Origin of the sequence: Paenibacillus sp. Mc5Re-14, assembly GCF_001049835.1 — a bacterium.
In the GTDB taxonomy this organism is placed as follows: Bacteria; Bacillota; Bacilli; order Paenibacillales; family Paenibacillaceae; genus Paenibacillus; species Paenibacillus polymyxa_C.
Genome location: NZ_CVPD01000001.1, coordinates 3,563,773 through 3,581,428, shown reverse-complemented (window position 1 = coordinate 3,581,428; position 17,656 = coordinate 3,563,773). Strand labels below are relative to the sequence as shown.

Here is a 17,656-nt window from a genome sequence, read left to right as displayed (position 1 = left end):
AGATGAGACCCTTACAAATTTCGCCGGAAACGGCTGTGAAATTATCCGAAAAACTCGGCATTCCGCTGGAACACCTTATGCATACACCCCAGCACATTTTGATGCAAAAGCTGGCCGAACTGGCTAAAGAAGACACCGCTGGCTCGAACGGCGGAGAATCGGACAAATCATGATTCCTTTTGATAAAACCTGGCCTTATGACATTGTCATGGGAGATGTTTATGTACAGTCTTGTCCGTTTTGCAATCATGATAACGTCTTGCTACCCCTGAAGCCCAAAGAGCTTAAGCTCATTCATGAAGGCATGAAAAAGCTGCTTGTGTTTCCATGCTGCCATAACAAGGTTACTTTGGTGGATTGTGACGACGATTATTTGCTGTCAGATACCACGTTGCGCCATCATTAACTTATGAGGCAGTTGCAAGATAAGATAACTCGTTTTACAAACAAGGTGTGAACCATGAGCCTAGATCGCTCATAGTGCACACCTTTATTTCTTCAAGAGGAGCTTGCGTTCTGCATTTCCTCAGGTAGCTGGAAGTTTTTTGCCAGCATTTGTTCACGCAGGACAGACCACTGTTCACGAGAAGCTCTAATCATCGCTGCATCCATAATTTTCTTGTCATTAATGACACGCGAAAACCAGCGCACTGCTTCGTTAAAGTTACCCGTACGTCGATGCAGTTCACCAATCAGATAAAGCAGTTTGGCATTATTCGCACCGACGCCCTCCAGCTCATAGACTCGAACATAGGAATCCAAACTAAATTTGAGAAAGCGAAGCTCCTGCTCCTCATTCCCCTGGTATCTGTACATCCATGCAATATGCTGCAATAGACTGGCTACTACGCGTTCCTTTTCTCCGATGACCTGTGCACAGAGTAAACCCAATTTGTACGTTTCTAATGCCTCTTCCCAGCTACGATGCCCGCCATATTCGCGAGGCTGCCAGCGATTACCGATTTTATCCTTAAATAGCTTGGTTTGCTGATCGCTTAACTGAACGGTAGAGTGCTCTGTCGAAGTAAATCCACAATGAGGACAGACCCGTACGACATAAAAATCCGGATTTTCGTTCTTATAATAAGCGCAAAAATCTGAATCGGTACGAATAGCCTTCTTTAGGCTTGGTCTGACACGGGATGTCTGAAATTCTTGTTCGCACTGCGGGCAGACGATTTTGATCTGATATAACGGTTCAAGTTCCAATGTTTTTACAACCCTCTCCAAAATTCGGCAATCCCCGAAAGCTTACGGGGTATTTACAAAATGATGCGCAGGACCGGACAAACGACTAAGTATGATGGAACGAAGCGGCTCCTCAATTCCCGTATCCGTTAACGCATCTGCCATACAAGACAACCATGCCTCTGCTCGCTCCTCCGTCACGGGGAACTTCATATGTCTGGCACGTAACATCGGATGACCATATGCATCAGAAAAGAGGGACGGCCCTCCAAAAAACTGGCTTAGGAACATAAACTGCTTTTCCTTTACCGGCTCCATGTCTTTAGGAAACAGGGGACTTAACAACGGATCTTTATAAACTCTCGGGTAGAAGGCCTCAATAATAGCACGAATACCTTCTGCACCCCCAAGGTTGTCATAAATGCTCAGGCTAGGATTCACTTTTCCTCCAACTTTCTGTGCTATGGTAATAAATATACACTCGTATTATAACAAAAATCAAAAAATGACGCTAAAAATAAGCGTCATTTTATCAATTTAACATATGAAGAGGTTTGCTTCGCTGCACATCGCTTCGTCATTCCATGAATTCCACTAATAACTCCGCCAATCCTCTTCACCGGGATGGACGAGAGAGGCACGAATTACATACACAAAAGCACATACAAACAGACCGGCAACGATACTCATCCTGATCACTCCATCCTTAAGGTTATGGAATCGTTGTTTTTTTATTTTAACATACTCTTTACAAAAAAACAGCATTCCATGTAATCGTTTTCTTTACTTTTTTGTACTCTTTGTCCATCCCCGACATAGGTATAATAGTACAACTCCAAAGGAGGGGCCTCCATGTCGCTGTACCACCGTTTCTCGCTTCCTTTGCTCATCCTTATGCTGTTATTCCTATTCATACTGATGGCCGTGTATCCGCAATCTTCTCTGAATGCCGGGCTTCGCGGTCTTGCCATCTGGTGGGATGTGCTATTCCCGTCCTTATTTCCATTTTTCGTTATTTCCGAGCTTCTTCTCGGCTTTGGAATTGTTCATTTCATAGGTGCGCTACTGGACCCACTGATGCAACCTCTATTCCGTGTACCTGGCTGCGGGGGGTTTGTCGCTGCGGTCAGCTGTGCATCCGGCTACCCTATAGGGGCCAAATTAACCGCAAAGCTGTGGGAGCAAAAATGGATCACACGCATTGAAGGTGAACGTTTGGTCGCGTTTACGACTTCCTCTGATCCGATATTTCTGATCGGTGCAGTTTCGGTTGGCTTCTTCCATCAACCCGAAATTGCACTCGTACTGGGAGCGGCCCATTACGGTGGTGTTCTCATCATCGGACTACTCATGCGTTTTCATGGTTCCCGTTCAGAAAAAAACGATATTCGCAGCGAACGTTCTCAGCCTCCTCAAAAAACCTGGTCGAAGTCTGCTAACACAATAACAACAGGTCGCAATAAGCAGCCTGGACCACTGCGCCAAGCGTTATATGCTATGCATACAGCACGTTTGGAAGACGGACGTCCATTGGGTGAGTTGCTTCGTCAGGCGATTGCTTCCTCCCTACGCCTTATTATTGTCGTAGGAGGGCTGGTTGTATTCTTCTGCGTCATTTTAGAAGCTTTGACGAACTCTGGCTTAATGAGCGGGCTACATCTGCTTACGGCTAGCTTATTGTCTGCCTGTGGTCTTCCTCCTGCATTAACAGAGTCCATCGTAGGTGGTATTTTTGAAGTCACTTTAGGTGCGCAAGCTGCAGGTGGAGCCGCAGCAGCGGCATTACCGTTCAAGGTAGCTGCAGCAGCTTTTGTTCTCTCCTGGGGCGGGCTATCGGTCCATGCACAGGTTGCAAGTATTTTAAATATGACGAATCTCCGCTATATGCCATTTTTGCTGGCCCGGGCTGCGCATGGGATCATCTCCGCACTGCTAGCTCTCGTGTTATGGCGCCCGTTAATGGGACAGGGAAGCTCTCCGGTCTTTTCTCCGGTACATGATATCGCATGGTCCCCTGGCTTCTCGTCCGCTATGCTACTGCAAAGTCTGCTGCTTCTTGCTTGTATACTGACTGGAATGCTGGCTCTCTCCTGGTTAAGCGTGGGTACAAATCGCTTATTCGTACGATTGAGAGGAATACACCGGCAATGAACGATTGTGTTCTTGCTCATAATTGATTATGATCGGTATATACCCATGACAAAGGAGCTTTTCATCTTGAGATATTATGTTCTGGATCGCGGGGATCAGCACTCCATGGACTTGAGTCAGCAATTTCACCGTCTTGCCCAAGAAAAGAATTTCAAGCTGGATGCCGAATCGCCAGAAATCGTCGTGTCTATAGGAGGCGATGGTACGATGCTTCATGCGTTTCATACCTTCATTGACCGCATTCCGGATATAGCCTTTGTTGGTGTACATACCGGTCATCTGGGCTTTTACGCGGATTGGCGTGCGGACGAGCTGGAGGAGCTAATCCACCTGATGAGCCAAAGCGGATCTGAGGGACCGCTTAACCCGAGAATCGTTAAGTATCCACTGATTGAGTTGGAAATTCACAAGAAGTCAGGCAATGCTTCTTTTATTGCCCTGAATGAGTTTACGTTAAAAGGGGTAGATGGCACGGTCGTTGCCCAAGTAGATATTAACGATATCACCTTTGAAATGTTCCGTGGTGACGGTATATGTGTTTCTACACCTTCAGGAACGACCGCCTATAATAAGGCACTTGGCGGAGCTATGGTTCACCCTACCATCGAAGCATTGCAATTAACTGAGATCGCTTCCATTAATAACCGTGTGTATCGGACACTGGGATCACCACTGCTACTGCCAAAACATCATCATTGTGATATTTTTTCACGGAAAGATCAGCGTCTTCTACTGACAGTAGATCACCTGAACTTTCCTGTGGATGACTTAATCTCTGTTCGATGTCAGGTTGCAAGTCAGAAGATCAGCTTCGCTCGTTACCGTCCTTTCCCATTTTGGGATCGGGTACGTAACGCTTTTCTCAATTAGAACTTGTAAAAGAGCCGACTCCGGCTCTTTTTTAATTGATCAGGAGGGCATATCCCCACTTTAAATAGGCAAAAAGTTGGTCATAACTTGGCAGCCTTGGAGGAACTTACAAACAAAACGGCTCCTGAAAATTCAGGAACCGTTTTGTTGTGGAGATGTGAATGTTTTATTTTTTTGACGCTGGCCCTCGGGTTCACGCGAGACACGAACTTGCCGTCCCTCCCGATTTTCCTTGGGCTGGCGATCATAACGTGGCCCACGCGATTCTTTTTTATCGAAATTTCCTTGCGGATTGCGCTGCCTACGTGGTTCACGGGCTTGCTGCCCTTCCCCCGAACTTCGCCCATCCTTTGCTTCACGCGGTTCTCTTGGCTGGCGCGAATCACGTGCTTCACGCTGCCGATTTCCTTCACGTCCTTCTCTGGATGGCCGACTTTCGCGAGCTTCACGTGGCTGTCGTTCACGCACTTCCTGAGCATCCTTCGGTTCCCTACGTTGCAACTCGCGTGGTTCACGGGCTTCTGAAGGCTGTTCCACTCGTGACTCCTCTGTAGCTGCGGAATCCTGCTGTGGTTGCGGCCATTCCGTTTGTCCAGCTGAAGGCTGCGATACCTCTTGGCGCTCTTCGAAATCTAACGTTCCCGCTTGTTCCCTTTGAGCATCTACCAACTGCTGGATGTCGGGAGGAACGAAGTCATCACTGGTGCCGTTCTTATTTTCAACTTCTCGGCTTTTTTGCAGCACAAAATAGGCACAGCCAAAATTGCAGTATTCATTAATATAATCGTCCAATACCACAATGGATGTATCCTTATTGGCTTTGGGGTGCCCCTCTCGATAAAACCCCTTCAGGCGAAGCTGATTGTAACCCCAATCGCCAATAATGTAATCATAGCGATCCAACACTTCACTATAGCGATCACGAAAGGCTTCGGGATTCCACCCGTTCTTGTGATCCTGCAACACTTCATAGTTTTTACCACCGATTTGAAACAAGCTATTCTGACCGCCTTTCCCGGATCAAACCTGCGAAAGGGCGCTTTCTTCCTTATGCTGAGCGGCCGACTTCACCTGCTCATGCGCTTGGTAGGAGCTGCGGACCATCGGACCGGATTCGACGTGGCTGAATCCTCGCTGTAATCCCTCTTCCTTTAACTTCGCAAAATCTTCCGGTGGATAATATTTTTGCACATATAAATGTTTCTCGGACGGCTGCAAGTATTGACCAATTGTCATAATGTCACAATCGACTTTGCGCAGATCATCCATGGTTTGTATGATCTCGTCCCACTCTTCTCCGACACCTAACATGATGCTTGATTTCGTTGGGATCGCCGGATTTAATTGTTTTGCACGTTGAAGCAGCTCCAGAGAGCGATGGTATTTCGCTTTAGCCCGAACCTTGTCGGACATGCGTTCCACCGTTTCAATATTATGATTGAGAATATCTGGCTTGGCATCCATGACAATTCGCAGCGACTCAATATCGCCCATAAAATCGGGAATCAATACTTCTACACTGCAAAAAGGCAATCGGCGGCGAATCGCACGAACCGTTTCTGCAAATATTGTAGCGCCCCCATCTTTTAAATCATCACGTGCCACACTAGTTACGACACAGTGCTTTAGATTCATGTTCTCAGCCGCTTCCGCGACGCGTTCAGGCTCCTGCAAGTCCAGTTCCGTAGGCATTCCCGTATTTACTGCGCAAAAACGACACGCACGCGTACAAATATCACCCAAAATCATAAATGTAGCTGTCCTGTTGGCCCAGCATTCATATATATTAGGGCACCGTGCCTCCTCACATACGGTATGTAATGTCTTGGAACGCATCATGCTCTTGATTTCCTGATAGTTATCGCCTGTCGTAAGTTTAATACGAATCCAGTCGGGCTTAGCTTCCTTTACTTTTTTAGACAATGGCATAGACCTTCTTTCTGATGTGCTTAAGCTGTCATTGCCATACATTATAGCATGAAAGCCATGGAAAAACCTCCATTCATTGTTCCCTTTTTGATATGACATTGATGCCGGAAAAAGTAAACTCTTGAGATGGATAAAAGCGGCGGATATGGCTCAATCTAATCAAAAGCGCCCTATTTACGCGAATACGGGCCAAGAATTTACTGGGCGGTTAAGCCCTTTTATAGGAGGTCGGTTCACGTGCCTTACCCTACGCGGGCAGTCCGCGCTGTTCGTCTGTTATCGCTGCTGTTGTGCGCTACTACACTGACAACGGCTTGTCCGCTTCCTGCTCATGCCTCTGCAGAGCACACAAAGTCCTCGTCAGCCGGAAATAACCTGACAGCAAATATCGATGCTTCACACGCTTCGTCTTCATTGTATACGTCCAGACTTGCTTTATATCACTCCATCGAAGCCCTGACAGGAGTCCCTTGGTACAGACTGGCTGCCATCGACCAGTACGAACGCACACTTACGGTGGCCCATCCCAAGGATCGCAAGCATGCGGAACGGATCATAGGTATTTTTGTGACAGGACCAGTATGGTCCGGTCTGTTGAACCCTGATTCCGAGGATCAAAATCCACGTTCCATTGAACTATTTTCCGGGCTGGGACAAGACGGCTCAGGCGATGGAATCGCTGACCGCAATAATGACAAGGATTTGCTGTTCAGCATCGCTTCTTATCTCGGAAAGTATGGAAATAGCGAGGATGAATTTGGTATTGCCGTGTGGGAATATTACCATAACAGCCGCTCGGTTCAAAGAGTTCAGCAGTTTGCCAAGCTGTATCAGACGTATGGCAAGCTTGATCTGGTCAGTCAAGCTTTTCCGCTGCCTCTAGGCAGCATTTATAGCTACCGCAGCACTTGGGGAAGCCGTCGCAGCTGGGGCGGCTACCGTATACACGAAGGGACTGACCTGTTTGCAGGCTACGGAGTTCCGGTTCGCAGCACCTGCTACGGTGTGGTTGAAATGAAAGGCTGGAATCCCTTCGGAGGCTGGCGAATCGGTATTCGTGATCTCAACAACCGCTATCACTACTATGCACACCTTTCCGGCTTTGATAAAACCGTTCATAACGGAGACATCGTCAAGCCTGGTCAGACGGTTGGCTGGGTCGGAAGCTCGGGCTATGGAAAACCGGGTACCCAAGGCAAGTTTCCACCACATCTGCACTATGGTATATACCGGGACAATGGCTGGACAGACTGGTCCTTTGACCCATATCCGTTATTGAGACAGTGGGAGCAGAGCGAACGTAAAGCGCTAAAATCAGGAAAAACCAAAGGGACCTCCTCATAGGTCCCTTTGGTTTTTCCTGAGTATCTCACACCAATCCCCTCTTTGTTTATGGCGTTGGAGACTGCCTGAGGGAATTGGGTTCTTCCTGTATCTCTGGAACACTTTCTATGCTGGAATCTACAGCGCCGCTACTCTCTATAGAATGGGAAGGCAGTGCCAACTGCGGAGCGGTTGCACCATTTTTGCCGACGGGTTTACCCTGATTGTCATAGTAGTACATCGGGACGTTGCCCACCACCAACAGATAAGAAACCGGGATTTCCGTCTCCACAATCTGAGGTTGCATCTCAAACGGTATAACCACAGACACTTCCGTCGTAATTCGAATGTACACTTCCACCAAGATCATGTTTATGCCCGCATCCTGCTGACGTGTATTTAAATCCACCTTGATTGCTCCATGCGGCTCCACCTTTAGGGGGACCTTGGGTCCATAAGCTGCCAGCAGCGGACTCCCCAATGCCTGACCAATCGGAACGCTCTCGTCAAAATGACTCATACTGTCCATCGTTGCCTTGACTGCTTTGAGTGTGTCTGACGTAATTCTCATATGCTCCGTATAATTTAGAACAAATCCAGAGGTTCTCCCTTGTGTATCCGTTCTCCATTCGATCAAATTATCAGCAGTCTTCCCCTGCTCTACCTGCGCAGTAATTGCTGAATTAATTGCCTCCGTCGCCATTTGTTTGACCCGCACTTTAGCCAGATGCATCATGGGCGGCTTCAAATGCTGTTCCACATAAGCGGCCACCTGTACGATTCCTACCAGCAGCGCCAATGCCACAACGAGCCACATTCTGCGCCTGCCGCGTCGCCTTCTGCTCGGTCTGCTGTGCCATTGCGGTTTTCTATTCATTCTGATCCCCCCGCAGCGATGAGCTTACTTTAGAAGGATATGCCGCAAATAAACGAAAAAGAAGCCGCCCGTCCGGCAGCTCCTCCTGGTGTTAAACATATATGATTTCAAATCCTACTCAGTTCAACTCAACTTATTATTTGAAAATGTGGTCAATCTTTTCGATATCCGCCTGACTCAGTTGGACATTCAGCGTTTTCAGATTCGCCAGAACCTGCTCCGGTCCCTTCGCGCCTGGAATGAGGGCATCAATCGAATCGCGGGTCAAGTACCATGCAAGCACCACATGAGCAACCTCTGCATTCAACGCATTGGCAATCTCACGTACCTGCTCCACTTTGTCCAAATTACGGGCAAATGCATCTCCCTGAAACAATGAATCTTTCGCTCTGATGTCCGTGAAGGTCATGTCTTTCGTATACTTACCACCTAGCAGTCCAGAAGCTAGCGGGAAATACGGCACAAACGAAATGCCATTTTCCTTAGTATAAGGCAGCAAATCCTTCTCAGCTTCCCGTTGCAACAGATTATAATGGGATTGAAGCACATCTACATAGCCGTCACTATTCGCATCTTTAAGTTGTTCAATGGTAAAGTTAGATACACCGATAGCCTTAATTTTACCTTCGTCTTTGAGCTTCTTCAGTTCTCCGACTGCTTCTGCCTTCGGTGTAGCTTCATCTGGGAAATGGATATAGAACAGATCAATATAATCTGTTTGCAATCTTTTCAGACTGGATTCGACGGATTCACGTAAAAAAGCAGGCGAGTTGTCAAAAACAACCTCTCCGTTTACAAACTTATGTGCCCCCTTGGTCGCTATGACAGCTTCCTCACGTTTGCCGCGTTCTTTAAGTACCTCACCGATCAACCGCTCTGAGTGCTCAGGCCCATAAATAAAAGCTGTATCCAGGAAGTTGATGCCGTTATCCAAAGCTGTGCGAACGACTTCTTTGCCCGTTTCATTGTTCAAACCGGAAAAAAGATTATGTCCTCCTACCTTATTCGCACCCAAACCGATTGGTTTTACATATAAATCTGTTTTGCCAATACGCACTTGCTCTGCCAATTCACGTCATCTCCTTTTCGAAAGTTACTTCCATTTTATTATTAAATTCCAAAAAAAGCAAAGTGCGTACCTGGCTGCTGCTCTTATCCCTTAATCCCCGTTAAGGCTATGCCTTCCATAAAATACTTCTGTCCTATGGCAAAAAGAATGATAGCTGGCAACACGACAATTAAAGAAGCGGCCATCAGAACACCCCATTGCGCCGAATATATTCCCTGAAACTGCTGTAGCCCAATCGCCAACGTAAATTTGCTTTCATCATTAAGATAAACGAGCGGTCCCATAAAATCATTCCATGTGTTCAAAAATGTAAACAATCCGATGACCAAAATCGCTGACCGGGACAAAGGTAAAATAATGCGAGTAAAGATCGTAAAATGGTTGCCCCCATCCACAAATACAGCTTCATCCAGCTCTCGCGGAAGAGTCATGTAAAATTGTCTAAGCAAAAAGATATTAAAAACACCTCCACCAAAAAACGAAGGTAATACCAATGGAACGTAGGAATTAACCATGCCTAATGCCTGCCAACCAATAAAAGACGGAATTAGCGTGACCGCAAACGGCAGCATCATACTGCTTAATAACACGGCAAAAACCTTATCTCTTCCTTTCCATCTCATTCGCGCAAAGCTATAGGCAGAAATGGTACTCGACAGAAGTACACCCGCTAAAGTACCTGCTACGACGATAAATGTGTTCACAAAATAGCGCCCAAACGATAACTCTTCAAACGGCTGTAAAAAATTTTCGAATACAAAAGGCTCGGGAATCCATTTCGGCGGGATCAGAAAAATCTGACTTAAATCCATCATGGAGCTTCTCACCAGCCAGTAAAAAGGAAACATGCAAAAAAGTGACCCCACAATGAGCACTGTGTAGAGAAAAACTCTGCTCCAACGCAAGCCATGTTTTTTCATCCTCATGCCCCCCCGCCTTCGTAATACACCCATTTTCGGGCCGTCTTGAACAGAAAGGCAGTGAATGTTAAAACTACAATAAAGAGCACCCAAGCAATCGCACAGGCATAACCCATATTCGAAAAAGTAAATGCCTCGCGGAACAAATAAAATGTATAAAATAAGCTGGAATTGTTAGGTCCACCCTGAGTCATGACGTAAGGCTGGACAAACACCTGAAATCCACCGATGAAGCCCATAATCGTATTAAAGAAAATCGTAGGCGATGTCAATGGAATTGTGATATAGATAAGCTTATGAAGAGCGCTCCCACCGTCAATTTCAATGGCTTCATAATAATGCCTAGGTATATCCTGCAAGCCAGCCAGAAAAATAATCATCGTCCCCCCAACGGTCCACAAACTCATTAAAACCAGTGTAGGAACTACCGACCCTTCACTATAAATCCATTGACTTTCGGGCAAATGCAGCGCACGCAACACCACATTCAGCAAGCCAAGGTCCGGATCAAACAGCCACATCCAGATCATAGACGATGCTATGAGTGGGACAATCGTGGGTAGATAAAAAACGGTCCTAAAAAAAGCCAAACCTTTTACCTTTTGATTGAGCAATATGGCCAGAAAGAAAGCCACTATAATTTGCAGGGGCACACTCAAAAACACATAATAAAAAGTAACCCCAAGGGATTTGTAAAAAAATTGATCCGTACCGTCAAATAAGTGTACATAATTATCCAGACCAATAAAACGGGCCTGTGAAGCAACCTTGTAATCGGTAAGACTGAACCAGAGACTAGCGATCATCGGTCCCAGAACAAAAATGACAAAGCCCAGAATAGCAGGGGCGGCAAAAAGCCACCCCAACCCATTTTCCTTCTTACGAATAGAAGATAACGATTGCATTCTATCCCTCTCTTTCTGTCAAGACCCTCACCTTATTCTTTCGGATATGTTCCCTTAAATTCAGCGTTCGCCTTGGCGGAAACCTCCTTAAATGCTTGCTCCACCGTTTTCTTGCCCAGCCATACCTGATCTAGCGCCGGGTTAATAATCGCATTGATTTTTTCCGAGTTTTTCAGATAGTAGTCGTAAGAATTGACACCGTTATGCAACGTTTGGTTCATGACTGCATCACGATATCCCTCCGCATGGCCTGGCTTGACATCTGCCCATTTGCTAATCAAGTCTGGTTCGGTGTACCACTTTTTCATGACAGGCATCCACAATCCGCTGGAATGCATGTCAAGTCCGCTTTCAGCATCCAGCAAGAATTTATAAAACATCCACGCTTCTTTCGGATGTTTGGTTTTGGCAGAAATCACTTCCGGTTCACCAAACAGGATTGTTTTACTGCTTTTCAGTTTGGGTAACACGCCTACACCAAAATTCACCTTCGATTCTCCAAGATCCAATTGGACCCACTGCCCATCCAGATCCATCGCTACACGTTTGCTTTGCAATGCTACGGCCGGAGAAGGAATATTTTTGGACTGCGTCGGCGACGGTGCCACATGATACACGTTGATCAGATCCGCCATCTTTTGCACGGCTTCAATCACATCAGGGTTTTCAAGGTTAAGCGAGTCCCCTTTGTCTGAAATAACACTTACATTATTGGAAGGAACTAGCAGGTGCCACATCCATGTGTCAAACCGAACTCCATACTGTTTGATGTTACTTGCATCAAAATTGGGGCTGAGCGCATTATTTCCCGCTTTATCAATGGTGAGCTTTTGTGCTGTCTCTAAGAACTGTTCCCATGTCCAAGCCTCTTCAGCTTTGACTGGCGGCAAGGCAACACCAGCCTCATCAAACAAATCCTTGTTGTAATAAAGCGCAAAGGCTTCCTCCGTCACCTTGACCCCTGCCACTTTATCCTTATCCCAATAGATAACTGAATTAGGAATGAGGCTTTCCTTCGTTAGCTCCTTATCCTCCTTCAAAAATTCATTTAAATTATATAGTTTGCCTTGTTCAGCCCATTGCAGAGCCTGTGCTTTATAAATAGGAAATACATCTGGTGCCTGGTTGGCGGCAAACATCGTCGTTAATTTAGTTACGTAATCCCCGGGGATGTGCATATAGTTGATTTTGATCCACGGATATTTCTCTGTGAATTTTTTGGCAATCTCCTGCTGAACCTTCTTTTCATTGGTGCTCCCCCAGCTGGCATAGGTCAGTGTCACTTGCTCGTGACCTTGCAAATCTACTGGCTTGCTGCTCTCATTTGAACTACAGGCTGACATAAGTCCAACGATCAAGCACATGCAGACGATCCATAACTTTCGTTTTAACATGAGTAGCGCCCCCAAACCGTTTATTTTTTATCTTTTCGTTTGTTGCTTCGTCACTAAATCCATTCTAGCAAACGCTTACATTTTGAAAAGTCGTACTCTCATTGGATTGGTGTCATTTGATTAGATCTATGCGTTTCTCCGATTCGGATCAGGACAATTGTTCCCTTGCCTTCTGACGAGTGGAGTGCAACCCCATATTCCATCCCATATAACAGCCGTACTCTTCTGTCTACATTTTTAATGCCTGTTGACCGGATTTCTCCAGCTTGAATTCGGCGTATATGATCTTCTTGAATTCCTAATCCATTATCCTCGACTTTAAAACACACCAATTGCGTTTCGATCCAGGCTGTGATCTTAATCTGACCGCCTGATTCCATTTCGGCGAAACCGTGAATAATTGAATTCTCCACAAAAGGCTGCAAGAAGAGTTTGGGAACCTCCATCTGAAGCAAAATGGGATCAATATCATATTCCACCGTGAACTTGTTCTCAAAGCGATTTTGCATAATGTAAATGTATTTTTCCAGCCAATTCAGATCGGTTTCCAGGCTCCATGTATCATTTTTGTTTCGAGTCGTAATTTGCAGCATTTCCGCCAGACTAATGATCAATTGGCCCAGTTCCTGTTGTTTATGCTCTAGTGCGATCCAGTACATTGTCGTTAAGGTGTTATACAAAAAATGGGGATTAAGCTGTAAATTAAGTGCCATTAACTCCGACTCTTTAGCTCGCAGACGTGATTTGTAATTTTCTTCGATCAAATCTTTAATTTTCTCATTCATTTGATTAAATCGGATCACCAGGTCCCCCAATTCATCATAGCCACGTTCAGGAATTCGAATATCAAAATCTCCCTTCTCCATTACCTTCATCGCCTGTTTCATATCTGTAATGGGCTTACTGATGTATACAGACAGCAAATAAGCAAGGATAACAGCAATGAGCATCATAATGCCTAAAAAAAACAAGGTGTAGGTACGAATCGTTGACAGATGTCCCAGTACATCTTCCATGGGAATGGCTATATACGATACCCAGCCCGTCGTCTTCATCGCTTCGTAAACCAGTAATATGCTTTGACCCTTAACGTTTACCATTTTCGTCCCTTGTTCCGAAGTAATGGCCTTCTTCAGCCAATCTGCCACCGGCTCCCCCGCTTGTTGCTGTCGATCTGAACTCATGACTATCCCATTGTTATCGTGAATCATACCGTAGGATAGATGTGCAAATCCGCTGCGGGCTGCATAATCTTCAAAACCGACCTTTAGCAAATCAGGCCGGAAATTCAATATAAGTATAGGCTTTTCCTTGCCTTCAGGAAGCGTATGAAAGGTTCCAGCATCATCTAATGCAGTCAAATGAAGCTGCTTAACCACAGCAAATAAAGAACTAAAATCATAGGAACCTTGTTTTAAATCCTGCTGATGAAAGGTGTCGGCATACGAATAGGCAGGAATCCACTTGGTAGCCCCCTCTGCTTGCACCGCTGTTGTCGCCAAGGGAGAAGAATAAAACGGCTGAACGGGAATATACATCCGCTCTGTACTTCCGTATGCATACTTTTGCGTCATAATTTGAGAAGCGTATACTTCCTCCATATTGCCAAAGTATCTGTACAAAATTTTCGTAATACTGCGATCAGTTCGTAAAAGCGATGAAGAATCCGTAGTATCCACGTCTGTAATGGTCTGTAGAAGGTCATGATCAATTGGAATCATATCTACGGTTTTTTGAATAGCTGTCAGCTTGTTATCCAGCAGCTGGTTATTACTTCGAAGTACACTTGTAACACTATCTGTTACGTTTGCAGTAATATTCCGCGCACTAGTTTCGAAGTAGACAAAGCCCAGGATCAAAACGATAAAACCAGACAACAAAAAATAGGACAGCATCAACTTCGTACGAAAGCTACTGTCCAAAAATTTTTGATATATATATTTGACTTGGCGCATTGTACCTTCCTTTCACCTAACGATTAATTGAATTTTCTGCGAAATTCTTCAGGTGTGTGCTTTACGTTTTTTTTGAACACTTTAAAGAAGTATTTGATATCTTTATAACCAACCTGTCTACTAATTTCTGCGACCTTGGCGTCTGTATGCAGCAGTAAGTGCTGAGCCTTTTGCATTCTGAGCTTCACCATATATTCCGTGAACGAGAGCCCAAAATAGTTTTTGAACAGAATGCTAAAATAGGACGCATTATAGTGAAAGCGCCGGGCCACAATCTCCAGACTTAGGTCTTCATGTAGATGTGTATCCAGAAATTCCTTGCATTTTTTCATGATAGGTTCACCTTTAGAGCTGCCGTCAAGCTCAAGAATCAGCTCTTTTAACCATGCTGCAATACGATCCTCAAGATTCTGAATACATGTGGCCTCTTCGACAGCTCGGTTCAACTGTTCCGAGTAACGCGAGTAGACTTCTTCACTCCACCCTATATTTAACCGTGGTAAACTAACTAGGAGAAGGTGTATTAATTTAGCTTTAAGCGCATCAGGTGGAGGGTACCCTTGCGTCATTCGCCCAATGAAATGTTGTACCCATTCCAATAGCTGATCGGGCTTTCCATTGGAGATAGCGCTTTCAACGAATTTTAGAAAGGCTATTTGTTCATGAGTGCTCAATTCCTGTACCGGCTGGTCATCATCTGAAGCGACAAGGTTCAAACATCTGATGTGAGGTGTATAAAAACGCATGGAGATCAGGCGAACAGCCCTTTCGTGAGATGGGCTTATTTGCATTTCATCAAAATCAAAAGGCTGACCCCAAGCAAACCAAATGGAGATAGCTTGCTGCTGCTCCACCTTTTTCAGACCAGCTTGAAGTGCACTTTTGGCCTCCTTGCCTTCTGTCCTGTCTCTCCAATTCACCACGGCGATCATATGGTCTTTATGGACTTCAAGTGGGAACACGACAGAAGACGCCCAAGGCCGCAATATTTCAACAACCGTGTTTCGCAGCTTAGAATCCCACATATAAATATCCTCTGGGCGGGATGCAGATGCCCCCAATGCGAGAACTTCACCTCCCCCCTGCCACCCAAAGTGACTTTTTAATAGGCTTTTCTCGTTCGACTGCAACTTGTCTGTCACGCATCTGCTAAACAAATGCTCCACAAATGCAGGCATGCTCTGCTCGATTTGATTTAACGCTGTTCGATTTTCACCGAGTACTTCCTGCTCCTCTAGAATGATCTTCTCCATGTGTTGAATCACTTCAATAAGCTGCTGTGATTGCACCGGTTTTACCAAATAATCATTCGCTCCGTATCGTACCGCCTGCTGTGCATAGCTAAATTCCTGGTAGACTGTCACTAAAATAACTTTGGTCTCATGCTGACCCGATGTCCTCAATTGTTGAAGATATTCAATCCCGTTCATAATCGGCATCTGAATATCTGTAAAAACGATCTGGATCGGTTGGGATAATGAAATGATCAAAGCATCTTTCCCGTTCTTGGCTTCCCAAACCTTGTATTCTGGACGTAAATCCCGGACCATGGCAGCCAACCCACGACGCTGCCTAGTTTCATCATCTACAACCAGCACTCCCAGCGGGATCGAATTCACTGACTCCCCTCCTGTCGATCTTATACACGTATGTTTTTTTTCAGTATAACACTTACAGGCGGGGACCCATCCTATTTTCTTTTTCGTTTCATACTACGAATGGTTGTTTTCGTTGCCTGATCCACCCGGTATGATTCTGTGATTTTTTGCAGAGCCTTATTGAAAGTAAAATCGTCTAATGCATTATGACTTAAATACGCCATCGTTACCTCAGGCAGCTTGATATAACAGATTGATATCGCCCATGCTACCGCCATTTGTACATAATAATCTTCTCGATGGGTCTGATCTAGCAAAGTAAGCACCCGGTTAATATACTGTTCTTCAATATAAAAATTCAGCAGCATAACCACCCCAAACCGAATTTCATATTCTTTCTTAGAGAGCAGATAGGGCTGAATAAAATCCCATACTCTTTCTTTATGTTGTTTCGTGATTTTCAATCCGGCACAGAAACTATCGCACACGGACCAATTATCAATTTTAGGAACAAACTTGGCGGTATAACTCAAAACTTCCTCAATATCTGTTTTTACAGAACCAATCACCATACCTTGCAGCATCACTTCTTCAAAGTGCTCACTTTCGGCGGTCTCCAGATAGAGGCGCCAATCTCCTTTGGCAATATCTTGAGCCAGCTTACGCAGCACCGGTAGACGCACACCCAGCACATTATTAATCGTTGGCAGCAATGCAGCCGTAAATTTCTGAAAATCCGTATCTACATGTGACAATATCTGCTCTCTGATGGTCTTCTCCATATTTTCCACTCCCTGTTTGTTAACGAAATGAAATGCTCCACAAATAAATGGAGGCCACTGAACCATAAGGTGAATACACTCGGCGATACTCCTCAAATTGCTGCTTGGTCAGTGTATCTAAATGGTACAACTTCATCATTCCCCGCCGAATAGCCATATCGCCCCAACTGACGACGTCCGGTCGTTCCATGCAATTAATCAGCATCATTTCAGCTGTCCAAGGGCCTATCCCTTGTAGCGAGGATAATTTCTGGATCACCTGTGTATCAGAAAGCTCATATAATTCCTGTAAATCCAACAATCCCTGCTCGATCGTTTGGGCTATATTCAGGATACATGCTGCTTTTTTCATGGTTATGCCACAGCTTTGAATTTCCTGAGCCGTCTGAACGGCTATATTTTGCGTAGTGATCGCGCCTAATTTCTCCTGCATCCTTGTCCATATGGTCTGAACCGCCTTGGCCGAAATAAGCTGCCCCACAATCGCATGAACAAGCGCTGCAAACAGGTCGGGAATGATTACGCGTTCTACCTTGCCCATTTGCGTTATAGCGGCACCAAGTACGGTATCTACCGTTTTCAGGTAGTTGATTTCCTTTTCTCCATAGTCAAAGTTTTTGGTCATGACCGTTTCCATTTGTTCTCCCGCTCCCCTTGTATGGTACACTCTTCATTTTAATTGCATAGGCTGCTTT

18 protein-coding genes are annotated in these 17,656 nt (G+C 45.3%); 5 read left to right on the top strand and 13 right to left on the bottom strand.

Annotated features, from left to right (window positions below; all coding sequences use genetic code 11):
• The first annotated feature begins 2 nt into the window (after nt 1–2).
• Both BN1546_RS16235 and BN1546_RS16230 read left to right on the top strand, forming a co-directional pair.
• Nucleotides 3–173 (top strand): YycC family protein, encoded by a 171-nt coding sequence (locus BN1546_RS16235; RefSeq protein WP_013372937.1) that lies wholly within the window; start codon nt 3–5, stop codon nt 171–173.
• The gene (locus tag BN1546_RS16230; protein WP_013372938.1) at nt 170–406 is read left to right on the top strand and encodes a hypothetical protein; all 237 of its coding nucleotides are present in this window, start codon (nt 170–172) and stop codon (nt 404–406) included. The genes BN1546_RS16235 and BN1546_RS16230 overlap by 4 nt, the downstream gene beginning before the upstream one ends.
• 92 nt (nt 407–498) lie before the next feature.
• On the opposite strand, the gene BN1546_RS16225 is transcribed toward BN1546_RS16230, so the two are convergent.
• Both BN1546_RS16225 and BN1546_RS16220 read right to left on the bottom strand, forming a co-directional pair.
• Nucleotides 499–1,230, bottom strand: a complete 732-nt coding sequence (locus tag BN1546_RS16225) for a DUF2225 domain-containing protein (RefSeq protein ID WP_013372939.1) — start codon at nt 1,228–1,230, stop codon at nt 499–501.
• 21 nt (nt 1,231–1,251) lie between these two features.
• The gene (locus BN1546_RS16220; RefSeq protein WP_013372940.1) at nt 1,252–1,629 is read right to left on the bottom strand and encodes a globin domain-containing protein; all 378 of its coding nucleotides are present in this window, start codon (nt 1,627–1,629) and stop codon (nt 1,252–1,254) included.
• A gap of 411 nt (nt 1,630–2,040) precedes the next feature.
• Between BN1546_RS16220 and ylbJ the strand changes: the two genes are divergently transcribed.
• Both ylbJ and BN1546_RS16210 read left to right on the top strand, forming a co-directional pair.
• Nucleotides 2,041–3,339, top strand: a complete 1,299-nt coding sequence (gene ylbJ, locus BN1546_RS16215) for a sporulation integral membrane protein YlbJ (RefSeq protein WP_090738322.1) — start codon at nt 2,041–2,043, stop codon at nt 3,337–3,339.
• Nucleotides 3,340–3,405: 66 nt separating this feature from the next.
• The gene (locus BN1546_RS16210) at nt 3,406–4,209 is read left to right on the top strand and encodes an NAD kinase (RefSeq protein ID WP_013372943.1); all 804 of its coding nucleotides are present in this window, start codon (nt 3,406–3,408) and stop codon (nt 4,207–4,209) included.
• A 132-nt stretch (nt 4,210–4,341) separates the two neighbouring features.
• On the opposite strand, the gene BN1546_RS16205 is transcribed toward BN1546_RS16210, so the two are convergent.
• Together BN1546_RS16205 and lipA are read right to left on the bottom strand one after the other, a co-directional pair.
• Nucleotides 4,342–5,205 carry a YutD family protein gene (locus BN1546_RS16205; protein ID WP_090738320.1) on the bottom strand — a complete coding sequence of 288 codons (864 nt, stop codon included), beginning with the start codon at nt 5,203–5,205 and terminating at the stop codon, nt 4,342–4,344.
• A 24-nt stretch (nt 5,206–5,229) separates the two neighbouring features.
• Complete coding sequence (lipA, locus tag BN1546_RS16200; protein WP_016324696.1) at nt 5,230–6,132, bottom strand: lipoyl synthase; 903 nt, start codon at nt 6,130–6,132, stop codon at nt 5,230–5,232.
• Between the two features lie 243 nt (nt 6,133–6,375).
• On the opposite strand from lipA, the gene BN1546_RS16195 reads away from it, so the two are divergent.
• Nucleotides 6,376–7,482, top strand: coding sequence for a M23 family metallopeptidase (locus BN1546_RS16195; RefSeq protein ID WP_013372946.1), 1,107 nt, complete (start codon nt 6,376–6,378; stop codon nt 7,480–7,482).
• Nucleotides 7,483–7,528: 46 nt separating this feature from the next.
• On the opposite strand, the gene yunB is transcribed toward BN1546_RS16195, so the two are convergent.
• The 9 genes from yunB to BN1546_RS16150 all read right to left on the bottom strand — a co-directional run bounded on the left by yunB (nt 7,529) and on the right by BN1546_RS16150 (nt 17,598).
• A complete protein-coding gene (yunB, locus tag BN1546_RS16190) occupies nt 7,529–8,278 on the bottom strand; it encodes a sporulation protein YunB (protein WP_090738318.1) in 750 nt (249 codons plus the stop codon).
• A 196-nt stretch (nt 8,279–8,474) separates the two neighbouring features.
• Entirely contained in the window at nt 8,475–9,407 is a 933-nt protein-coding gene (locus tag BN1546_RS16185; protein WP_090738316.1) for an aldo/keto reductase, read from the bottom strand.
• 83 nt (nt 9,408–9,490) lie between these two features.
• On the bottom strand, nt 9,491–10,327 hold the full coding sequence (locus tag BN1546_RS16180) for a carbohydrate ABC transporter permease (RefSeq protein ID WP_058830380.1): 837 nt from the start codon (nt 10,325–10,327) through the stop codon (nt 9,491–9,493).
• A gap of 2 nt (nt 10,328–10,329) precedes the next feature.
• Complete coding sequence (locus tag BN1546_RS16175; protein ID WP_025674174.1) at nt 10,330–11,232, bottom strand: carbohydrate ABC transporter permease; 903 nt, start codon at nt 11,230–11,232, stop codon at nt 10,330–10,332.
• A 32-nt stretch (nt 11,233–11,264) separates the two neighbouring features.
• Nucleotides 11,265–12,626, bottom strand: coding sequence for an ABC transporter substrate-binding protein (locus BN1546_RS16170; protein ID WP_090738314.1), 1,362 nt, complete (start codon nt 12,624–12,626; stop codon nt 11,265–11,267).
• Between the two features lie 98 nt (nt 12,627–12,724).
• Complete coding sequence (locus BN1546_RS16165; protein WP_090738312.1) at nt 12,725–14,581, bottom strand: sensor histidine kinase; 1,857 nt, start codon at nt 14,579–14,581, stop codon at nt 12,725–12,727.
• A gap of 23 nt (nt 14,582–14,604) precedes the next feature.
• Nucleotides 14,605–16,200 carry a response regulator transcription factor gene (locus BN1546_RS16160; RefSeq protein ID WP_090738311.1) on the bottom strand — a complete coding sequence of 532 codons (1,596 nt, stop codon included), beginning with the start codon at nt 16,198–16,200 and terminating at the stop codon, nt 14,605–14,607.
• A 71-nt stretch (nt 16,201–16,271) separates the two neighbouring features.
• Nucleotides 16,272–16,961, bottom strand: coding sequence for a DNA alkylation repair protein (locus BN1546_RS16155; RefSeq protein WP_090738309.1), 690 nt, complete (start codon nt 16,959–16,961; stop codon nt 16,272–16,274).
• Nucleotides 16,962–16,980: 19 nt separating this feature from the next.
• Nucleotides 16,981–17,598, bottom strand: coding sequence for a DNA-3-methyladenine glycosylase family protein (locus BN1546_RS16150; protein ID WP_090738307.1), 618 nt, complete (start codon nt 17,596–17,598; stop codon nt 16,981–16,983).
• Nucleotides 17,599–17,656 lie beyond the last annotated feature (58 nt).